Source organism: Streptomyces sp. NBC_01304, assembly GCF_035975855.1.
Taxonomy (GTDB): Bacteria; Actinomycetota; Actinomycetes; order Streptomycetales; family Streptomycetaceae; genus Streptomyces.
Genome location: NZ_CP109055.1, coordinates 377,845 through 395,087, shown reverse-complemented (window position 1 = coordinate 395,087; position 17,243 = coordinate 377,845). Strand labels below are relative to the sequence as shown.

Here is a 17,243-nt window from a genome sequence, read left to right as displayed (position 1 = left end):
GTGGATCCGCTGGTTCGCGGTCTGCGGCGGACACGCACGTTGTTCGTCGCGACCAACGCCCCCTGGATTCTCGTGGCAGGTCGGACAAGAATCTGCGGAGGTCTGAGGCAAGTGCGATGGCCCGCTGGACTCACCGGGCTACTGTGCGTAGACCGGGAACATGGCGGACCCGTGTCGCCGGGGCTTCCAGCACGGGCCAAGGGCGACATCTGGGACGGGGCGGCGCGGGAGTGGCACAGGTACCCGAGGTGAACGACGGAATATCGCAGCCGGACGGTATTCCGCATGCCGAGAGGGTGTTGGCAGCGTGAGGCGAAGCACGAACCGTCCCGCGCCGTCGGCCCGGGGCGACTTGGCCCCGCCGGCGGGCAGGGAGGCACCAGCGTCGGTGCCCCGTCCGGAGCCACCAACTCGTCCCGCCGTCAGAGGCGTCCGCTCATCCTCCCGCAACTGGCGGGTGCCGATCCGGTTGAACGCGATCCTGCTATGTCCCGTGATCGTCGGCCTCGTCGTGGGTGGGCTCCCATTGACGAGCTCGGTCAACACCTGGCGGGAGGCCGAGAGAGCGGTGAGCTCCGCTCGCCTGGTGCGTGCCTCCCCGGCCTACACCCGCGCCCTGCACAACGAGCGTGACATCACGGCGGCTCCCCTCCTCAAGGGCAGCACCACGAAGGAAGACAGGGCCGCTGTCAGCACAGCCCGCAAGACCATGGACGGGGTGGGTGACGCCTTCGGCGAGGTGGTGCAGAGTGCGGCGCGGACGCCCGGTGCGGAGCGCCGGCTCAAGTTGTTCCGCTCTCGGGAGCCCAACCTCAAGGCGCTGCGCGCGGACGCGCACACCACTGAGCTCCCCGGTGCGAATGCTGAGCGCGGCTACGCCGAGATCGCCCATCCCTTGATGGAGTTCGCCCGCGAACTCGGCTTGAGCGACGGGGACATCAGCAGTTACGGCCGCACCCGCCATGCGATCTCGCGCACCCGGGCGGCCTTGTCACTGGAACGCCCAGTTGGCATGCACCTGCTTATCGCGCCGGGCCTGGACGCCGGCAGCGTTGCCGGCCTGCGCGAGGCCCGTTCCTCGTTCGCGCGCCTGGAGGGCATCGCTCTTGAGGTGTGCCTCAGCGGTGGCACAGAGGCTGATGCGAAGCGGCTTGAAGGATCCGAGAAACAGATCCACGCGGACACCGCAGCGATGGCCAAGGCGGCCGGGAGCAAAGGTCCGGGCTGCGTGGCGCCGCTGACCAATTCCCACGCCGACCGCCGGATGCAGCCCGACCTGGCCGCCTCGGCGGTGAACGAGGAATCCGCCATCGCCGACGACGGCCGGCGCGACGCCTTCGTCAGTGGTGCCGCCGTCGTGATCGCGGTGCTCGCCGTGCTCATCCTGGTCGGCAGGCTGGCCCGCCAACGGCGCTTGATGCGGGCACTGCGCTCAGCGGCCTTCGAAATTGCTGAGCACCGGCTGCCGATGCTGGTGGAACAGCTCTCCGAGCCGGACCCGCAGAACGTCGATGTCAGTTTCAGGCCGATTGCGATCACCTCCAAGGGCGAGGTCGGCGCTGTTGCCCGCGCCTTTGACCAGGTCCACCGGGAGGCGATCCGCCTCGCCGCGGAGCAGGCGCTTCTGCGAGGCAACGTCAACGCGATGTTCACCAACCTCTCGCGCCGCTCGCAGGGCCTCATCCAGCGCCAGCTCTCGCTCATCTCCGAGCTGGAGTCCCGCGAGGCCGACCCGGACCAGCTCTCCGCGCTGTTCGAGCTCGACCACCTCGCGACGCGTATGCGCCGTAACGGCGAGAACCTCCTGGTCCTCGCCGGTGAAGAGCCCGGCCGCCGCTGGACCCAGCCGGTCCCGCTGGTCGACGTGCTCCGCGCCGCGGCCTCCGAGGTGGAGCGGTACGAGCGCATCGAGCTCGCCGCGGTGCCGACGACCGAGGTCGCGGGGCGCGTCGTCAACGACCTCGTGCACCTGCTCGCCGAGCTGCTCGAGAACGCCACCTCGTTCTCCTCGCCGCAGACCAAGGTCAAGGTCACCGGTCACGCGCTGCCCGACGGCCGCGTACTGATCGAGATCCACGACACCGGCATCGGCCTCTCGCCCGAGGACCTCGCGGCGATCAACGAGCGGCTGGCCTCGCCGCCCACCGTGGACGTCTCGGTTTCGCGCCGCATGGGTCTGTTCGTGGTCGGCCGCCTCTCGCAGCGCCACGGCATCCGCATCCAGCTGCGTCCCTCGGACTCCGGCGGTACGACGGCGCTGGTCATGCTTCCCGTCGATGTCGCCCAGGGCATCGAGCAATCCCGAACCAAACCCAGGCAGGACGGTGTGCCTCTGGGCGGTCCGGCCGGCCCCGGTGACGCCGCACGTCGTGGTGACGACGGTGAAGGTCCGGCGAGGTCCACGTCCACTCATGTCGAGAAGGGGCGGCATCGCAAGCCGCCCTTGCCCCCACGTCGTGGTTCGCGGACCGAACTGCCGGGCGGCAACCCGCAGCCCCACATGCCCATTCGGAGCGACGAGAACGTACAGTCGTCGGCGCCGCGCGTCACTCAAGGCGCTTCCCACCAGGAGCCCGAGGCGCCGAGGGCCGACGACGGAGGTACGCCGCTGTACGACGCGGTGGAATCCGAATGGTTCCACAGACGCGAGCTGGGCAGTGGCACGGCCCCGCCCCCGCAGCAGCAGTCGCCCCAGGCTCCGGCCGTGCCCGAGGGTTCGGCCACCGGCCAGGCCGCGGCCGAGTGGCGCACCTCACCCAACGATGAGCTCACCCGCCAAGCGGAGCGTGTCCGCCAGCCGTCGGCGGGTGGCGTCACCACCTCCGGCCTGCCGCGCAGGGTGCCCAGAGCCAACCTCGTCGCTGGTGAGGCCCAGGGTCCCGAGCGCCAGGGCGGTCCGGGGGTGTCACGTGCGCCCGAAGAGGTACGCGGGCGGCTGGCCAATCTCCGTCGGGGTATCGCGCAGGGGCGCCAGGCCGGTGGCGGGCAGGCAGCGGCCAACCAGCAGGAACCCGTGGCCGTCAGCACCGGATCGGCTGCCGATGAGCGGTCCGCGAACAGAGGGTCAGAGCCCCCTCCATCTGCCAGTAGTGGCGGAGACCCTGCCCACGAAAGCCGACAACCGAGGGCTTGGGTGAGGGAGTCACCGCTGTCCTCCGTCGGTCCGCCTGCACCGCCGACCCCTCCCGTCGCCAGCCATGCCCAGTCTGCCTACGAAGGGAGCTCTCCTCTGCACCTTGCTGTCGAGTTGGCAGAGCAGGCGGCTGTGGACCGTGAGATCCCGCTTCACGTGCAGATCACCCGCGAGGCTGGTCGGGTCAGCACCCTCATGAAGCCGTTTGCGGTGCCCAAGGAGGGCGCGCAGCTGACGATCACCGTCCAGGCGCCAGGCCTGCACGCGCTGGGTGATCTCCAGCAGCAACTCACCGTGTACCCGGGGGACGACTCTGAGGTACTGCACTTCGCTCTGCGCACGCTGATCCCGGGTCTGCACCAGGTGACGGTGCGCGCGTTTCGCGAGGGCACGTACCTGGGCGAGGTGCGCTGCCAGATTTCAGTGACAACAGGCGGGGTAACCCGGGATGGGCGCAAGCACCTCGGATCGCTGCCGAGCATCGCCTTCGAGCCGGGTGAGGTCACTCTTCAAGTCCATCGCAACGCCGACGATTCGTACAGCTTCCAGCTGATGAGCGAGACCTGCTACGCACCCGAGAAGTTCCGCTTCCACGGCGGTGATCCGCGCAAGGTGGCCGACCAGATCGCCGATGAGGTGCGCGAGCTCGCCCGGATGGCGGGGCCCGGAGGCGCCGGCGCGGCCGCGCGCAACCATCGGATATACGAGCGCCTGAAGAACCAAGGTGTGGAGCTGTGGCGATCGGCCGTGCCGGAGGCGATACAGCAGCAGTTCTGGGAACAGAGCGACCACATCACCTCGTTCACGGTGCTCGGTGAGCAGAACGTGGTGCCGTGGGAACTGCTCTACCCGCTTGATTCGCAGCGCGACCGTGGCTTCCTCGCCGAGCAACTGCCCGTTGTTCGGCGGGTCTTCAACCAGGATCGCGTACACCGCATTGCCTTCCCTGGCGCGACCTTCGTGGTGCCCCCCGGGTCACCGCCCGAAGCGCAACAGGAGATCGCCTCCCTGCGTACGTTGCTCGGTCCCAAAGCGGCGCAGGCCGAGGTGATCACCGAACGCGAAGTGCTGACCGCTCTGATCCGTGGGGGAGACGTGGGTCTGCTGCACTTCGCCTGCCACAACACCTTCTCCCGTTCCGGATCACGGGTGACCATGGGAGACGGCCCTTTCGACCCCATCGATCTGTCGTCTGCCGCGCAGATCGGGAGCCTGCGGGCGCACCGCCCGTTGGTGTTCCTCAACGCATGCCGAAGCGCTGGGGAGATCGAATGGTGGAGCGAGGCACTCGGCTGGCCGCAGAAGTTCCTGGAGGCCGGGGCCGGGGCGTTCATCGGCACGCTGTGGTCGGTGCGTTCCGACTCGGCACTGCTGTTCGCGGAGACCTTCTACGACCAGTTCCTGGACGCAGGGGAGTCCCTGGGCCGAGCATCACTCGCTGCCCGACAGGCAGTCCAGAACCAGCGCGGCGATCCCACCTGGCTCGCGTATGCCGTCTATGGCAGCCCCGCCGCCAGGGCATCAAGACCAGGACATCACGATCCGGCATGAGGATTCCTGTCGGCGAGGGCGGCTAGCTCTGCCTGGGCGGAGCTGTCCATGAGCGGGGTTGCTTTGCCGCGGTCGATGCGAGCAACGGAAGCGGGTGTGGCCCACGGCGATTCCTGCACGGCAGGAAACATAATTGCCCAGGCCAGAGCCAGCTTGGCCTGGTTTAGAGCGCCATGCATACTGCCGTAGGTGGGCGAGCGTCAACCACCCGAAGGCACGCGGCATCCCATCCGCATCAACGGCGCAGCCACGCCGAACGCGAGGAGCAGGGCGAATGATGGCGCGCAGCAAGTTGATCCAGGAGCTACGCCGTGACGGCACAGGCCGCAGCGTGGCAGACGCGGCGCGCCTCGCTGCGGACTACGCCCACCAACTCGCCGTCCAGCTCCGCGAAGCCGGACATCGCGACGCCGCCAACCTCATCGACCCACGTGCCGGACAGTGCACATGCGGTGCGCCCGAGGGCGACGATGAAGAGAGCGCGCAGGTGCGCCGCTTTTGGGAGCACTCCCGTTCCTGCCCGCGGGGAGTCTGACTCGGGGATCGGCCTGAGATTGAGCCGGACCTTCGCCGGTACGGCATGCGCCGACCTTGCCTGGCGCATGTAAGGCGCTAGTCGCCTCAACAGCTTTGGGTGTGGCTCTCTTCCGGGGACGGCCCCGATGGTTCGAGCTGGGAGATCGTGGTTGTGGGTGATGGCGGTGTGGTTGGGTCTCTACCGTGTGGGTGGAGGAGGCGATGCTGATGGGGTCGTTGATCGGGGAGTTGGAGGCGCGGGAGGCGACGGCCCGGGCCCGGGTGCGGTCGTCGCCGTCCTCGATGCGTGACGGAACCGCGGGGGCCGCACAGTGCCGGGGGGCCGAGCGGGGCGGTTCGCCCACCGGCTAGCATCGCCGAGTTCGTGCCACCCACCGGCCCGGGCATCGCGGCGCGGCGTACAGGGGAGCTGACACGGCATGAGAACGAAGAGCACAGCGGCGTGGGCGGTAGCGGTGCTGATGTTCGGCGCAGCCGTCGGTGGCTGCGGCGAGCAATCGGGCAAGGGACCGTCCGGCAGCAGCGCGAAGCACACGAAGTCCCAGCGCGAACCCGAGGACAAGCCTGATTCGCGGGTCGTCGAGGGCGACGACGACCACACCGTCCTCGAACTGTCCGACGGCCGGCAGGTGTCCCTCCGCTTCACTCGCCGCGGCCTGGAGGCACAGCATCGCGATGCCTCTGACGACGCCTGGTCCGCCCGGAAGACGGTCTATGAGACCGGCACCAAACCGTGCGGCGGCATCAGGGCAAAGGCGTACCGGGACACCGTGTGGCTCGCGGCCGGCTTCGGCGTGTACTGCAGGGACGGCGAGGAACCGCAGGAAGTGATCGCGGCCGTCGCCACCGGGGACCTCTCCTCCTGGACCACCGACCCGACCAAAAACAACATGGTCTGGCCGAAGACCCGCATCCGCGACGGTGGCGCCCGAGTGGACTTCGTCCATCGCAGCATGCTGATGACCACCACGCTGACCTGGCGCAAAGGCTCCGGATTCGCCAAGGTGGTCACGAAGCACAAGCCCATCCACCCCTGGTTCGTGGGCCGGTGGCGAGCCACGGACGGCAGCCAGCAGCTGACCATCCACCAGGTCGAGCCGGGCAGATGGGCACGTGTGGTCATCGAGTCCCTCACCGGCCCGCGATGCAAGGGCAGCGCCATTGTCACCGGCACCGACCAGCACAACCTGACCATTCGCAACCCCAAGCTCGATCAGGGCACCAGGACCGTCAACTGCCCGCCGGAGGAGCTCGAGTACTTCTTCGACGTGAAGTCCTCGGACGGCCCGCTGCGCCTACGCACGATCGGCGAACACCCGAAGACCGTCCTTACCTATGAGCGGGCGGGCTGACGTACGACTGCGCATGAGGGGCGGCGGGCGAGTCGGACGGACGCCGGAAGAGCCCCGCGGGCGATGCCCCTCACCGGTATCCGGTTGCGTCCGCCGGCTTGCCGGCGTCGTCGACCTCGACCAGGTAGCGCCGGCAGTCGGGGCGTGAGCCGTCCAGGCCGGTGAAGCCGTACTCCTGGGCGAGTTGGCCGCTGGACCGCGACTGGCCGTTGCGGCGTGCGATGTCGCTGTCGCCGGCCGGCGCCGCGACCGCGCGTCCGACGTATGCCGGGCTCTCCGAGATGCAGAAGTGCGGGACGTCGGCCGGCGCGTCGCGCCAGTTGTCCTCGGTGACGCCGAAGTTGTCGAGCATCATCTCCGAAGGGTGTAGCACTCCCCGGGGGACGCCTGCGGTTCAGACCGTGAGGTCGTAGTCGTGCTGGTCAGAGGTGGAACAGAGCCGTTCGTGCGCGCGGGCGAGATGGAAGGCGAAGTGGGCGTCGAGGTCACCGTTGTCCTTCACCGCCCGGAGTTCGAGGACGGCCTCGGCGCCGCTCAGCCCCCCACCTTGCCCCGGTGATCTCCAGACGGTCGCCGATGAGATGCCTGCATGCGCCCTCGATCGGGCCGGTGGCGATCGGCCAGCCCTCGGCCAACGTGGTGTCGTAGCAGAGTTGGTCAAGGTGGCCGGTCAGGTGGCGGACGCAGGTGTCTGCGGCTTCGCGTTTCGCTCCGCGCAGGCCGGCCCGGCCGTGGAGGATCGTGGTCAGATGCCCGGCACCCAGGCTTCGGCTGCCGGGGTGCCGGGCCGGTGGAAGCTGTGCGCGGCAGCCCAGACGTACTCGCTGACGTGCACGATGTCGAGCAGGACCTGCACGGTGATCCCGCGCCGGTCGGCTTCGGCGCGGATCAGGTCGAGTTGGTGGCGGGCGCCGTCGACCAGGACGACCCAGGTCCGCACGTGGTCGCGGTCGCGGGCCTCGGCCTGATCGAAGGCCGCGGCGATGGTGTGCTCGGGCGGGTGGATGACCGAGCCGGTCAACCACTTCGCCCGCGCCTTCGGTCCCGGGCGCGGAGGCCGGAGGCCGCTGCGGCCCTCCGGCGGGGCGATGATGTCGTGCGGGCGCCGGGGGGTCGGCGTCGAACACGCAGGCCAGCGTGGCCATCCGTTTGCGGTGCGGCTTCTCGCCCGGCGCCAGGCGGGTGCGCATCGCCCGCGGGGTCTTCAGGTGCGCCTTGAGCGTGGCCGGCCGCAGACCGGACGGCCGCATCGCGATGCCCTTGCCGTCGGTCTGGATCACCAGCGTCGTGGGAGCGGTCGACGGCGCCGGGACGCGACGGGCGTAGAAGCCGTCGATGTCAACGGCCCCGCAGGCGACCAGATGTTCGGCCTGACGTTTGCCCAGGACCTTCCCGCACCGCAGCTCGATCGCCTCCTTGGCCTGGTCGTAGGAACCGCGCGCCGCCTCGGCAACCGCGCGGCGGCGCAGGCCGTGCGAGTGCAGCCCGGCGGGTAGCGACAGGTCCGTATCCAGGGGGCGGACGCTGGTCATCGGCCTGCCCCGCCACGCGGTCCGCGTCACGGTGCCGAACACGCAGGCCAGACGTCTGCAACCGCCCACCTCGCGATGCGGGCGAACCTGTCCGTCCGCACCCCGGACCGCCGGGCGGCCGGCGCGTTCCCCCGGCTCGCACTCGGCCTGCTCCCGTGGGAGTTCACCGGTTCCACACCATCGCCGGGGCGGGCCACCGTGAACCGTCCGGGCTCGTCCTCGGTCAGCCAGCCCCGCTCCACCAGCCGTTTCAGCTTCCCCCGCGTCCCCTCGATCTTTCCGGTCACCGCGGGCAGCCCGATCCGCGGCACGATCTGCTTGGCCTGCATCGGCTTCGCGGCGTCGGTGAGGACTTCGATGATGTCCGGGTAGACATCCGGCAGCACCGCAGCCGACAGCCCCTGGCGCCAGTGCGGCACTGTGATCGCCCCGACCACCCGCACCCCGGGTTGCACCCGGTTCTCCGGCTCCGCGCCGCCGGCCGCAGGTGCGGTCGCTCCGGACCCGTCCAGATCCATGATCACCTCGGCCGCCGTCTCCCGGGTGATCCGCAGCCGCGACCATGCCTCCCGCTCGTCCTCCAGACGGGCCGTCAGCTGGGCGAGCTCCGCTTCGAGCGTCTCCACCCGGGCCCGGGCCGCCGCCTCCCGCGCCTCCAGCTCCCCGATCAACGATCCCATCAGCGTCGCCTCCTCCACCCACACGGTAGAGACCCGACCACGCCGCCATCACCCACAACCGCGATCTCCCAGCTCAAACCGTCGGGGCCGTCCCCGGAAGAGAGCTACACCCAACAGCTTTGGCCCATGTGGCAGATGATGCGTATGTGCGTCTTCGGGCGATGCGAAAGTTGCCGGCCAGCGCAGAAGTTGGCGTGGACAATCCGCGTGCACCCGATGACATCGATCCGGGGTCGATCGACTGGCGGCGGGTCCACGGTCAGTACATTGACGCGCTGGCGACCCTGCGCGCGGCGGCCATGCGGACCGGCACACAGACTCGAGGGGGGTGTGACCCACACGGACTTCCGTCGTGTGGCATGTGCGGGGTGTAGTTACCTCGCCGGGAATCGAGCGGCCCAGGTTTCCTCTTCCAGGAGGAGCCCGTTGGCCAGATAGCTGATGGTTCGGTACCAGCCGATCAGTACGAGGAGTTCGAGTAGCTGGGCGTCCTCGTAGTGAACGCGCAGGGCGTCCCAGGCGGAGTGTGAGAGCTGGGCCGTGTCGTGCAGTTCGTCGACTGCGTCGAGCAGTGCCGCGTGGCGTGGCGACCATGTGGCACTGGCTGGCGTCTCGGTTTCGGTGGTCGCGCGGAGCTGTTCCGGGCTGAGACCGGCCTGCTGTGCGAGGGTCGCGGCGTGCACGCCCCATTCGTAGGCACAGCCGGCGCGCGCGGTCACGCGGGCGATGACGATCTCGCGGTCGATGGCCGGGAGGAGCCCGTGGCCCAGTAGCCCGGCCCCCAGGGAGAACATGCGAGAGGCCAGTTCCGGGTTGCGGTGGAGTACTCGGAACAGTGCGAGTGGTTCGTGCGGCACGTTGGGAGGCATCCACCGGCGGAGCGCTTGTTCGACGGGGGCGGGGTATGGCGGGATGAGCGGTTCGATGCGCGACATACGGCACCTCCTGCTTCGATTTTCGAATCACTATGATGCTTCGAGAACCGAAGCGCAAGGAGTGGGTATGGAAGCCAGAGCGCCACGGCCGGGTGTGCCGGTACGAGGGTCCGAGTCGGGTCGACCAGTCATGGCGGCACTCGACCTGCTCGGACGACGCTGGACGATGCGCATTCTGTGGGAACTGAGCCAAGCCCCGGCAGGCTTCCGGGAATTGCAGCGCCGATGCGAGCGCATGTCCTCCAGCGTGCTTGCCACCAGGCTCGACGAGCTGACCGGCGCCTGCCTGCTCACCCTGCAGGCAGACGGCTACCACCTCACCCAGCTCGGCCAGGACCTCGTCGAGGCGCTGAGTACACTGGACGCCTGGAGTCGACGATGGGCCAAGGAAACGGGCAACGTGGCCACCGGAGGGTCCGAGGGCTTGAACTGATCACAGCGTGGCCCGTGTGATCGCGGCGTCGGTGCCGTCCTGGATAGCTCCGTTGAGGGGGCTGAGCCCGAGCTGCTTCGGCAAATTGGTGACCGTGATGCGCCGGGGGACCGTGGGCGAGACGCGGGGCGGACGGCCGTGGAGCCTGCCGCTGGGGGACCAGACGCTGCTGGCCGCGGCGTACCGGTGCACGAACTTGACACTGGGCCGGCTCGCCCCGCTCTTCGGTATCTCCAAGTCGGCTGCCGAGGTGCCAGCCGTAACACAGGCGGAGCATTAGACCTCGGCGACGTCCTCGATGGGAATGCCGTCAAGGTCAGTGTCTTCCCACCTCACGCCGGCGTGTGGTGAAGGACGAGAATGGCGCGCTCGGCGGGGGTGGCTTGGCCTTTCCATTCAGGGGCGAGGGCTGAGTAGGTGATGACGTCGTGCCAGTGGCCTTTGGTGTGGAAGAGCTGGCGGAGGGTGGCTTCGGGGCGGAGCCCGGCCGCCTGCATTACGTGTTGCATGCGGTGGTGGTCGCTGCGGTGGCCGGCCCAGATGCGGTGCAGGCCGAGGTGCCCGAACGCGTAGGCCATCAGCAGGCGCCCGGCTTCGTGTGCGTGACCGTGCACGGGGGCGTCGGGCAGCAGTGCCAGGGTGGTGAGCATGGCGTTGCTGCCGTAGTCCTCGATGAGCAGCCCGATGGTGCCGATGAGGGTGTCGTCGTCCGGGCAGCAGATGCCGAGGGTGTATTTGCGGCGTGGGTGGGTGTGGGGCTGGGCCAGGCTTTGGGCGAAGGTCTCGTGGGCTTTGCCCGCGTTCATGCGGTCGATGCCGAGGTAGCGGGTGAGGACGCGATTGGTGTGGATGCGTTGGAAGGGTTCGTAGTCCGCGGCGTGCAGTTCGCGCAACCGCAGGTGCTTGCCCCGGAGTTCGGGCACGCGGTTCACCGGAGGGCTCCGTGGGGTGCGGGCAGGGCTGCCGGGGTGGGGATGAGGTCTGCCAGGTCGATGCGGTGGCGGCCGGAGGGCAGCGGTTCGCCGAGCAGGATGCGGCGGGCGGTGTCGGTGACCAGGGCGGCGCCGAGCATGACGCCACTGGCCAGTTGCGGCCAACTGGACAGGCTGCGGCCGATGCGGGTGAGGGCATCGGTCATGGCGGGGCTCAGCCCTTGTTCGTCGACGACGTCGAGCAGGAAGCGCAGGGCGCCGGCCTGGTCGAGGGCGCGTACGTCGGTGGCGCTCGTGTGGCCGGTGCGGCCGTGGAAGAGCGGGCGGTCGGGTTCGAGGTCGAAGCGTTCGATGTCGAGCAGACCGCGGTCGTTGGTGTCCATGAGGACGGGGACGCGGTGGCGGCGGGCGTGTTCGCGGGCGGCGACTTTCACCCAGGGGGTGTCGCACTCCTCGATCAGTACGTCCAGTCTGTGATCGTCGTCGCCGAAGAAGTCGTCGAGGCTCTCTTCGGTGACGCCGTCGCGAAAGACCTCGATGTCCAGGTAGGGGTCGATCTCGTACATGCGCCGGGCGCACAGCACGCTCTTCTCCAGACCGATCTCGTGCACGCCGGCGCGCAGTCGGTTCAGGTTCGACAGGCTGAGCCGGTCGAAGTCCGCCAGCCGGAAGGCTCCGCCGACGCCTTCCATGGCGCAGGTCAGCGCGGCGCTGCTGCCCACCGACAGTCCGATGACGCCCACTCTGCGACGGAGTAGTACGTGCTGCTGCTCGCGGGTGATCTTGTCGCGGTTGCGGTCGGTCCGCACCAGACGGAATGACTCTTCGGGCAGGACGTGGACCAGGCGTCCCGACCACGGGTACCAGGCCCATCTGCCATAGGTGTTCGGTCGGCCGGCGACTACGTCGTTGACGGCGCGCTGCAGGGCCTGCGGACCGAAACGTTCCCCGGGCGCCAGGCATTGCACGAGTTCAGCGACCTGGTCCTCGATCCGGTCATGCACCTCGCGCAGGGCCGGTGACGCATGCAGCGCGGCCAGGGCCGGGGCGTCGGTGGGATTTGACGGGTCGAAGAGCATCGGGCGAAACACGTCACAGGCCTGCTGGGAGGCGAGAGGCGCAAATGACGCTGAATCATGATGAGAAGGCATGAAATGGGGCATGGCGAGAAGCTAGCAATCGGCGATCACCGATTCCGGTATCTCGCCCGCGGGGGCGTGCCCGAATGGATTTTCCAGCGAACGCGCCCCCCGAACTTGCCTCACGCCCCCACCTCAATGCCCAGCATCGTCTCCCTGTTGGCCTCGATGAGAGTCTGCAGATGCTGCTCCGGCACCACTGATAGGGCCAGCCTCTTGGTCGCGAGACCGTCCCGAAGGCGGAACACCCCAGCTCGCTCATCGCTCACAGGCGCCCCTTCGGCGCAGCCTGTGAGCGAACATCATCCGGGCGCCTGCGATATTCCAGACAGTCGACGTCGGGCGAAGGCGAGACATCGTGCGCGTCGGCCTTCACTTGGCTGCACCCCGGTGTGACGTCCGGGCCCGACGGGGTCAGCCGCAACCGCAGCCCTTGCGGGCGGAGGTATTGGTCTGATCGTTTCTGGCGAGGAGAGCGGTCAGGGCTGCGTTGGTCGGGTTGGGCACGAGGCAACCCCGCGCCTCGGCGACCTTGTTCAGGATCAGGTAGATGACGCCCCAGTTGACGCCATAGAACGTGGCGATGCCGGCGCAGGGCAGCAGGGACGGATCGAGGAGCCAGCCGAGGAGCGCCAGCACGGCCGCGATCAACGCGAAGATCGCGATGAGCCAGCCGACGAACTCCCGGACAGCCAGGATCACCGCGCACGGGGTGACTTTCGAACAGAGCCACAGCCACAGGACGAACAGCAGCCAGCCGAGGCCGAACACCACCCATCCGACCACGGTCAGTACGGCCGCGGCCTGCGGTGCCGCCTTGGTGAGGACGCAGCCGAGCAGTACGAGGATCGCCCCGGCGATGATCAGAGCGACGGCCGCCCAGAGCAGCGCGGTGCACAGGGGGAATCCGTCGCCATTGCCGCCGTCGCCATCACCGGGCCGGCTGCAGGTGGTGCTGGTGGCGGCCGGGTCGATGAGGTTTCCTGCCTGGTCGCGGACTCCGGACACGGTCACGGTGACCGTCACCGCGCCGGTGGCCGGCACAGGGAGCCCGCCGAGCGTCACTGTCGTGTTGTTGGGATCCAGTGCGGCACTGGTCGGGTTGACACCCCCGGGTGCGCCGGGCTGCACCGTGACCGTGTAGTTGGCGGTCGTCTGGGCCGAGGCCGCGTCGAGTGGTTCGTCGAAGTTCACCGCCACCACGCCGCCGGTGCCGATAGCGCAGCCGGTGACCCGCGGTGGTGTGGTGTCAGCCGGACAGTCCGCCGTGAGGGCTATCGTGCGGCTGCGCTCGGGGCAGTTCGGGGCACGCACCGAGAGCGTGACGGTGTACGCGCCACCCGGCGGCGAGTAAGTGTGCGCCGCGCTCAGGGCAACTGTGCCTGCCCCGTTGGCCGGTTGGGGAATCCAGCCGGTCGTGGCGCCGTCGCCGAACGCCCACCGCGTCTCGAAGTCGGCGCCGGAGGGATTGCTCACGGTGGCGGCGAAGCTGAACGCGCAGGGACCGGTGGAGGCGGTGAGTGAGGTCACCGTGGGGCACTTGCAGTCGACCACGGTCACCGTGACGGTGTCGCTCGCGACCGGACAGGAGTCCGTCGCGGGCAGCGTGACGGTGACTTCCCAGTCGCCGAGCTGGTCAAAGGTGAGGGTCGCTTGGTTGCCCGGTGAGGGCACTGCGGGCGTCGCGGGCTGGCCTTGCGGGTCGCGCAGCGTCCACTGGTACGAGCCGGTGTAATTGGGGCCTGGCGGCGGACCTCCCTTCGCGGAAGCGGTGGCGGTGAAGCCGAGCTGTATCGAACCGCCTGGGTTGATGCATACGGTCGGACGCTGTGGATTGGGTGTGCCGGTCGCAGCGAGCTGTACGTCGAAGCAGACGGGCGGCGGGCAGGGAGCGACTTCGACCGCCGGGTCGCCGTTGAGGTTGACGTGGCCCGGTGGTTGGGCGAAGTCGTACCATCCGGCCGCGATGGCGAGCCAGGCAGGCGGCGGGTCGGCCTGCTGCAAGGCGACGGACTGGAGGATGTCGCCCGCGGGCTGGGACGGGTCGGTGCGGCTGAACGATGCCCGCCACACGGTTCCGACCTGGACGGGGGCCAGGGCCGGCAGCCACGAGGTCCCTGTCCCGAAGTGGGCCCGCACCCGCAGAGATGGCGGTGGGGGGAAGGGGTAGTCGACGTGAACGGTGTAGGTGATGGGGCGTCGCCCGGCCCCGTCGCAGGCACCGACGACAGACTCGGTCGTCACCGTCGCGCCGGGCGGTGGCCCGGTCTCCTCGCCGGTGAACTCGATGCCCAGGATGCCTTCCTCGGCCGCGTTGTAGGGGGACACCCATGGGTACACCCCGGGGTTGCCGGTCGCGCCGGTGATCTGGCCAGGATCCAGCGAGGGCTCTGATTTGATGGAGTTCGGTGTCCGGTGTACCTCGATGACCCAGATCCCGGCGCCCGCCGCGACGTTGACCGGTACGGGGACACCGACCGGGTTCCATGCCTGGTTGGAGAGCTGTATCGCCGCGACGGGCGCACCGGAGGGGTAGGTGCCGGGCGCCCATAGCCGGCACTCGAAGTCCACGCCCATGCTCAGTGCCGTCGAGCCGAGCCACAGTCGGAGCCCGGTGACCCGGAAACCGGTGGCCTGGTCGGCAAAGCCCTGGTCCCAGGTGCTCGGCGGCGCACCGGATGCGGTGGGCCAGGATGGAGTGTCACCGGGCACGGCCGAGGCGCCGTCCCAGGATGCTTGCGCCAACGGCGTCGCCCGTGCCAACTGCGCATAGCAGACGACTGGCGGTACCGGCTGCGGCTGGAGTGGCCAGCCCGGCGGCGGGAACGCCGTCGTCGGCACTGTCCCGAGCCCGGCGATCTGCGGCGGCACCGGCGCGCTATTACGGGGATCCGTCCAGTGGACACGCACGAGAACGGTTGGCATCGCTCGCCCCCTCGTCTTGCATGGAGCGCCAGTGACGCCCTGCGGGGTGACTGTCGGCCTGGAGACGACCTCAGCGGCAAGGCGGACTCACGCGAGGCCCCGATGTGACCACCTCCCGCAGACAAGCACAGCCCGCACATCTGGGGAAGCCTTGAATGCGCCAGGGGCCAAGGACTCCACCGACCAGGAACGGGCGGCATTGAGCTCGGCCGGACCGCTGCGACGAAGACACCGACGCGCCGGACGCACTCGGCCTTCGCGTAATACGCTCATTCGTATGGCCCGGAGACAGCGTCCCCCGTCTGCCTCCGGGCCGTACCTCGTATTGAGGGATGCGAACCTGGTGGATCACTTCCAGCGGTCCTGGCTGCCTCCACAGTTCGGCCCGGAAACCATGCCCCGCAGGACAATCTGAGGGGCATGCAGCGGAAGATCGAGCAGGTCCGCCAGGCCCGGCCCCCGAGGCCGCCCGGATGACTCGATGCCGGTCACGTGGCTGTGTACCGCACGGCACCACACGTAGTGGTCGTAGGGGGAAGGCGTCACGTACGCCGCCGGACTGTTGCCGGTCAGTGAATCTGCCGACCTGCACCGGCTCGCCGAAATGCAACTCGCTTTCTCCTGCTGGGGGTTGCGCACCTTAGTCAAGTACTCGCGTCGATACTTCACCCCAACGGGTGCATGTAGTGGTCGCGAACCGTTTCTGCGCTGCGCTCGGCTCGGGGTGTCCCTCTACGCTCGGCAGTCCACCGTCACCCCAGACCTTGGTGGCTTCCGGTCGGCCGCCCCGGAGGGGCCGGCTCACTGCCCCAGAGGTGATGTTGCCGTGCTCTCCAGTGACACTCAGACCGTCACCGAGTACCTGCGTACCTACCGCCACCTCGGCCACACCGTTCTGGAGTTGCACGGCGAGATAGACATCGCCGCCGTTCTCGAGATCCGTCCGCACCTGGCGGCAGCCACTGCCGCACCGCGGCCCTTGATCGTGATTGACCTGACTCCGGCGGTCTTCTTCGACTGCGCGGGGGTGGGCCTCTTGTGCTGCGCCCGCCAGCGCATTCATGACCGGGGCGGGACGCTCGTGCTGGTCTGCCCCCATCAGTTCACGCTGCGGATCCTGCGTGCGGTCCGGCTCTATCGGGTCTTCCATCCCGTACCCACCCTGGGCGAGGCCCTGGCTGAACCCCCGGCCTGCGGCTGAAGACCGCATGGCCCAGTCGCGGCTGGTCACGAGGACCGGCACGGAGCGGAACCCGCACTGGACGTATCGCCGTGCCCGAGGAGGTGTGGACGTCCATGCGAAGCCGGCCGCACCGGCCATGACGGCCCGAGAGCTCGCGACCACTGGAGGCTCTCGGACGTGGCGGGCGGTTCGGTCCTTCCCGGGGGTGCTCCTCATGATGGTCCGTGCTCGTCTTCGCGCGATGCGCATCGTGCTGCTGGTTCGGCAGGGCCAATACCGCGCTCGCATACGCCAGCTCTCGGCCAGTATCCACCGCATACGTGAGCAATCGTGACGTATTGTCAGGCGCTGCGAGCGGATGTATGACATGGCTGGGTGCTCGGCCGTGCCAAGCTGGGAGGGCGTGTGGGGCTCAATCTGACCTCGCTCGTCTTGTCGGTTGCGGCGGTAGCGGTTTCCAGTTGGGGCATCAGGCTCCAGGTCTCGCGAGCCAGGGCGGCCAGCGATCTGGCCATTACGACCGACCTGCTGCTCACCCACGTGCGTGATCCGAAGTTTCAGTGGGATCGGCGGTGGGTGCTGAACGATCTCGCGCAGGAGCATGGACCGGAGAACGGGATCGAGGGACTGCCGGATCCTGCCAACTACCGGGTCTGGAATATGGGGTTTGTCTGCGAGGCCATCTCCATCACGCTGCGGTGCGACATGGCGAACCCTGTCATCCTGCTGGAAGCTGCCGCAAAGCACCGCAGGGGACACCTGTTCTCGAAACGTGATTTACGGGCGTACAACTCCAGGTGGATCTCATCTGTCTGTCAGATGCCGGAAGGAAGGACTCCGGCATCTGACAGTGCGCATGTGCGTATGCCGTAGGGGAGATCGGGGATCAGGTGGGGAAGCAGGGATGGAGA

General features: G+C 68.8%; 13 protein-coding genes and 4 pseudogenes. 8 read left to right on the top strand and 9 right to left on the bottom strand.

Annotated features, from left to right (window positions below):
- Positions 1 to 307 precede the first annotated feature (307 nt).
- Both OG430_RS49400 and OG430_RS49395 read left to right on the top strand, forming a co-directional pair.
- Positions 308 to 2,290: pseudogene (locus OG430_RS49400) on the top strand (sensor histidine kinase); the annotation flags it as partial.
- Complete coding sequence (locus OG430_RS49395) at positions 2,264 to 4,684, top strand: CHAT domain-containing protein (protein ID WP_442816681.1); 2,421 nt, start codon at positions 2,264 to 2,266, stop codon at positions 4,682 to 4,684. The pseudogene OG430_RS49400 and the gene OG430_RS49395, both read left to right, overlap by 27 nt.
- Positions 4,685 to 4,988: 304 nt before the next feature.
- Here the strand turns inward: OG430_RS49395 and OG430_RS01695 are convergent, their stop codons facing one another.
- Complete coding sequence (locus tag OG430_RS01695) at positions 4,989 to 5,192, bottom strand: hypothetical protein (RefSeq protein WP_327350546.1); 204 nt, start codon at positions 5,190 to 5,192, stop codon at positions 4,989 to 4,991.
- 236 nt (positions 5,193 to 5,428) lie between these two features.
- Between OG430_RS01695 and OG430_RS01690 the strand changes: the two genes are divergently transcribed.
- Both OG430_RS01690 and OG430_RS01685 read left to right on the top strand, forming a co-directional pair.
- Entirely contained in the window at positions 5,429 to 5,572 is a 144-nt protein-coding gene (locus OG430_RS01690) for a hypothetical protein (protein WP_327350545.1), read from the top strand.
- 68 nt (positions 5,573 to 5,640) lie between these two features.
- Positions 5,641 to 6,573, top strand: coding sequence for a hypothetical protein (locus OG430_RS01685; protein WP_327350544.1), 933 nt, complete (start codon positions 5,641 to 5,643; stop codon positions 6,571 to 6,573).
- 70 nt (positions 6,574 to 6,643) lie between these two features.
- Here OG430_RS01685 and OG430_RS01680 read toward each other — a convergent pair.
- From OG430_RS01680 to OG430_RS01665, 4 genes and pseudogenes are all read right to left on the bottom strand, one after another.
- Positions 6,644 to 6,934: pseudogene (locus OG430_RS01680) on the bottom strand (short-chain dehydrogenase); the annotation flags it as partial.
- A gap of 33 nt (positions 6,935 to 6,967) precedes the next feature.
- Positions 6,968 to 8,213, bottom strand: a pseudogene (locus tag OG430_RS01675) (ISKra4 family transposase); the annotation flags it as partial.
- Complete coding sequence (locus OG430_RS01670) at positions 8,132 to 8,785, bottom strand: hypothetical protein (protein WP_327359494.1); 654 nt, start codon at positions 8,783 to 8,785, stop codon at positions 8,132 to 8,134. The gene OG430_RS01670 and the pseudogene OG430_RS01675, both read right to left, overlap by 82 nt.
- Before the next feature lie 374 nt (positions 8,786 to 9,159).
- Positions 9,160 to 9,720, bottom strand: a complete 561-nt coding sequence (locus OG430_RS01665; protein ID WP_327350543.1) for a carboxymuconolactone decarboxylase family protein — start codon at positions 9,718 to 9,720, stop codon at positions 9,160 to 9,162.
- A 67-nt stretch (positions 9,721 to 9,787) separates the two neighbouring features.
- Here OG430_RS01665 and OG430_RS01660 point away from each other — a divergent pair, with 67 nt between their 5' ends.
- Together OG430_RS01660 and OG430_RS01655 are read left to right on the top strand one after the other, a co-directional pair.
- Positions 9,788 to 10,153 carry a winged helix-turn-helix transcriptional regulator gene (locus OG430_RS01660; RefSeq protein ID WP_327350542.1) on the top strand — a complete coding sequence of 122 codons (366 nt, stop codon included), beginning with the start codon at positions 9,788 to 9,790 and terminating at the stop codon, positions 10,151 to 10,153.
- Between the two features lie 7 nt (positions 10,154 to 10,160).
- Positions 10,161 to 10,400: pseudogene (locus OG430_RS01655) on the top strand (IS5/IS1182 family transposase); the annotation flags it as partial.
- Between the two features lie 85 nt (positions 10,401 to 10,485).
- Here OG430_RS01655 and OG430_RS01650 read toward each other — a convergent pair.
- From OG430_RS01650 to OG430_RS01635, 4 genes are all read right to left on the bottom strand, one after another.
- Positions 10,486 to 11,085 carry a GNAT family N-acetyltransferase gene (locus OG430_RS01650; protein ID WP_327350541.1) on the bottom strand — a complete coding sequence of 200 codons (600 nt, stop codon included), beginning with the start codon at positions 11,083 to 11,085 and terminating at the stop codon, positions 10,486 to 10,488.
- Positions 11,082 to 12,176, bottom strand: a complete 1,095-nt coding sequence (locus OG430_RS01645; protein WP_327350540.1) for a ThiF family adenylyltransferase — start codon at positions 12,174 to 12,176, stop codon at positions 11,082 to 11,084. The genes OG430_RS01650 and OG430_RS01645 overlap by 4 nt, the downstream gene beginning before the upstream one ends.
- A gap of 170 nt (positions 12,177 to 12,346) precedes the next feature.
- The gene (locus tag OG430_RS01640) at positions 12,347 to 12,493 is read right to left on the bottom strand and encodes a hypothetical protein (protein WP_327350539.1); all 147 of its coding nucleotides are present in this window, start codon (positions 12,491 to 12,493) and stop codon (positions 12,347 to 12,349) included.
- A 145-nt stretch (positions 12,494 to 12,638) separates the two neighbouring features.
- Positions 12,639 to 15,149, bottom strand: coding sequence for a hypothetical protein (locus OG430_RS01635; RefSeq protein ID WP_327350538.1), 2,511 nt, complete (start codon positions 15,147 to 15,149; stop codon positions 12,639 to 12,641).
- A gap of 826 nt (positions 15,150 to 15,975) precedes the next feature.
- On the opposite strand from OG430_RS01635, the gene OG430_RS01630 reads away from it, so the two are divergent.
- Complete coding sequence (locus OG430_RS01630) at positions 15,976 to 16,350, top strand: STAS domain-containing protein (protein ID WP_327350537.1); 375 nt, start codon at positions 15,976 to 15,978, stop codon at positions 16,348 to 16,350.
- A 387-nt stretch (positions 16,351 to 16,737) separates the two neighbouring features.
- Positions 16,738 to 17,205, top strand: coding sequence for a hypothetical protein (locus OG430_RS01625; RefSeq protein WP_327350536.1), 468 nt, complete (start codon positions 16,738 to 16,740; stop codon positions 17,203 to 17,205).
- Positions 17,206 to 17,243: the final 38 nt, after the last annotated feature.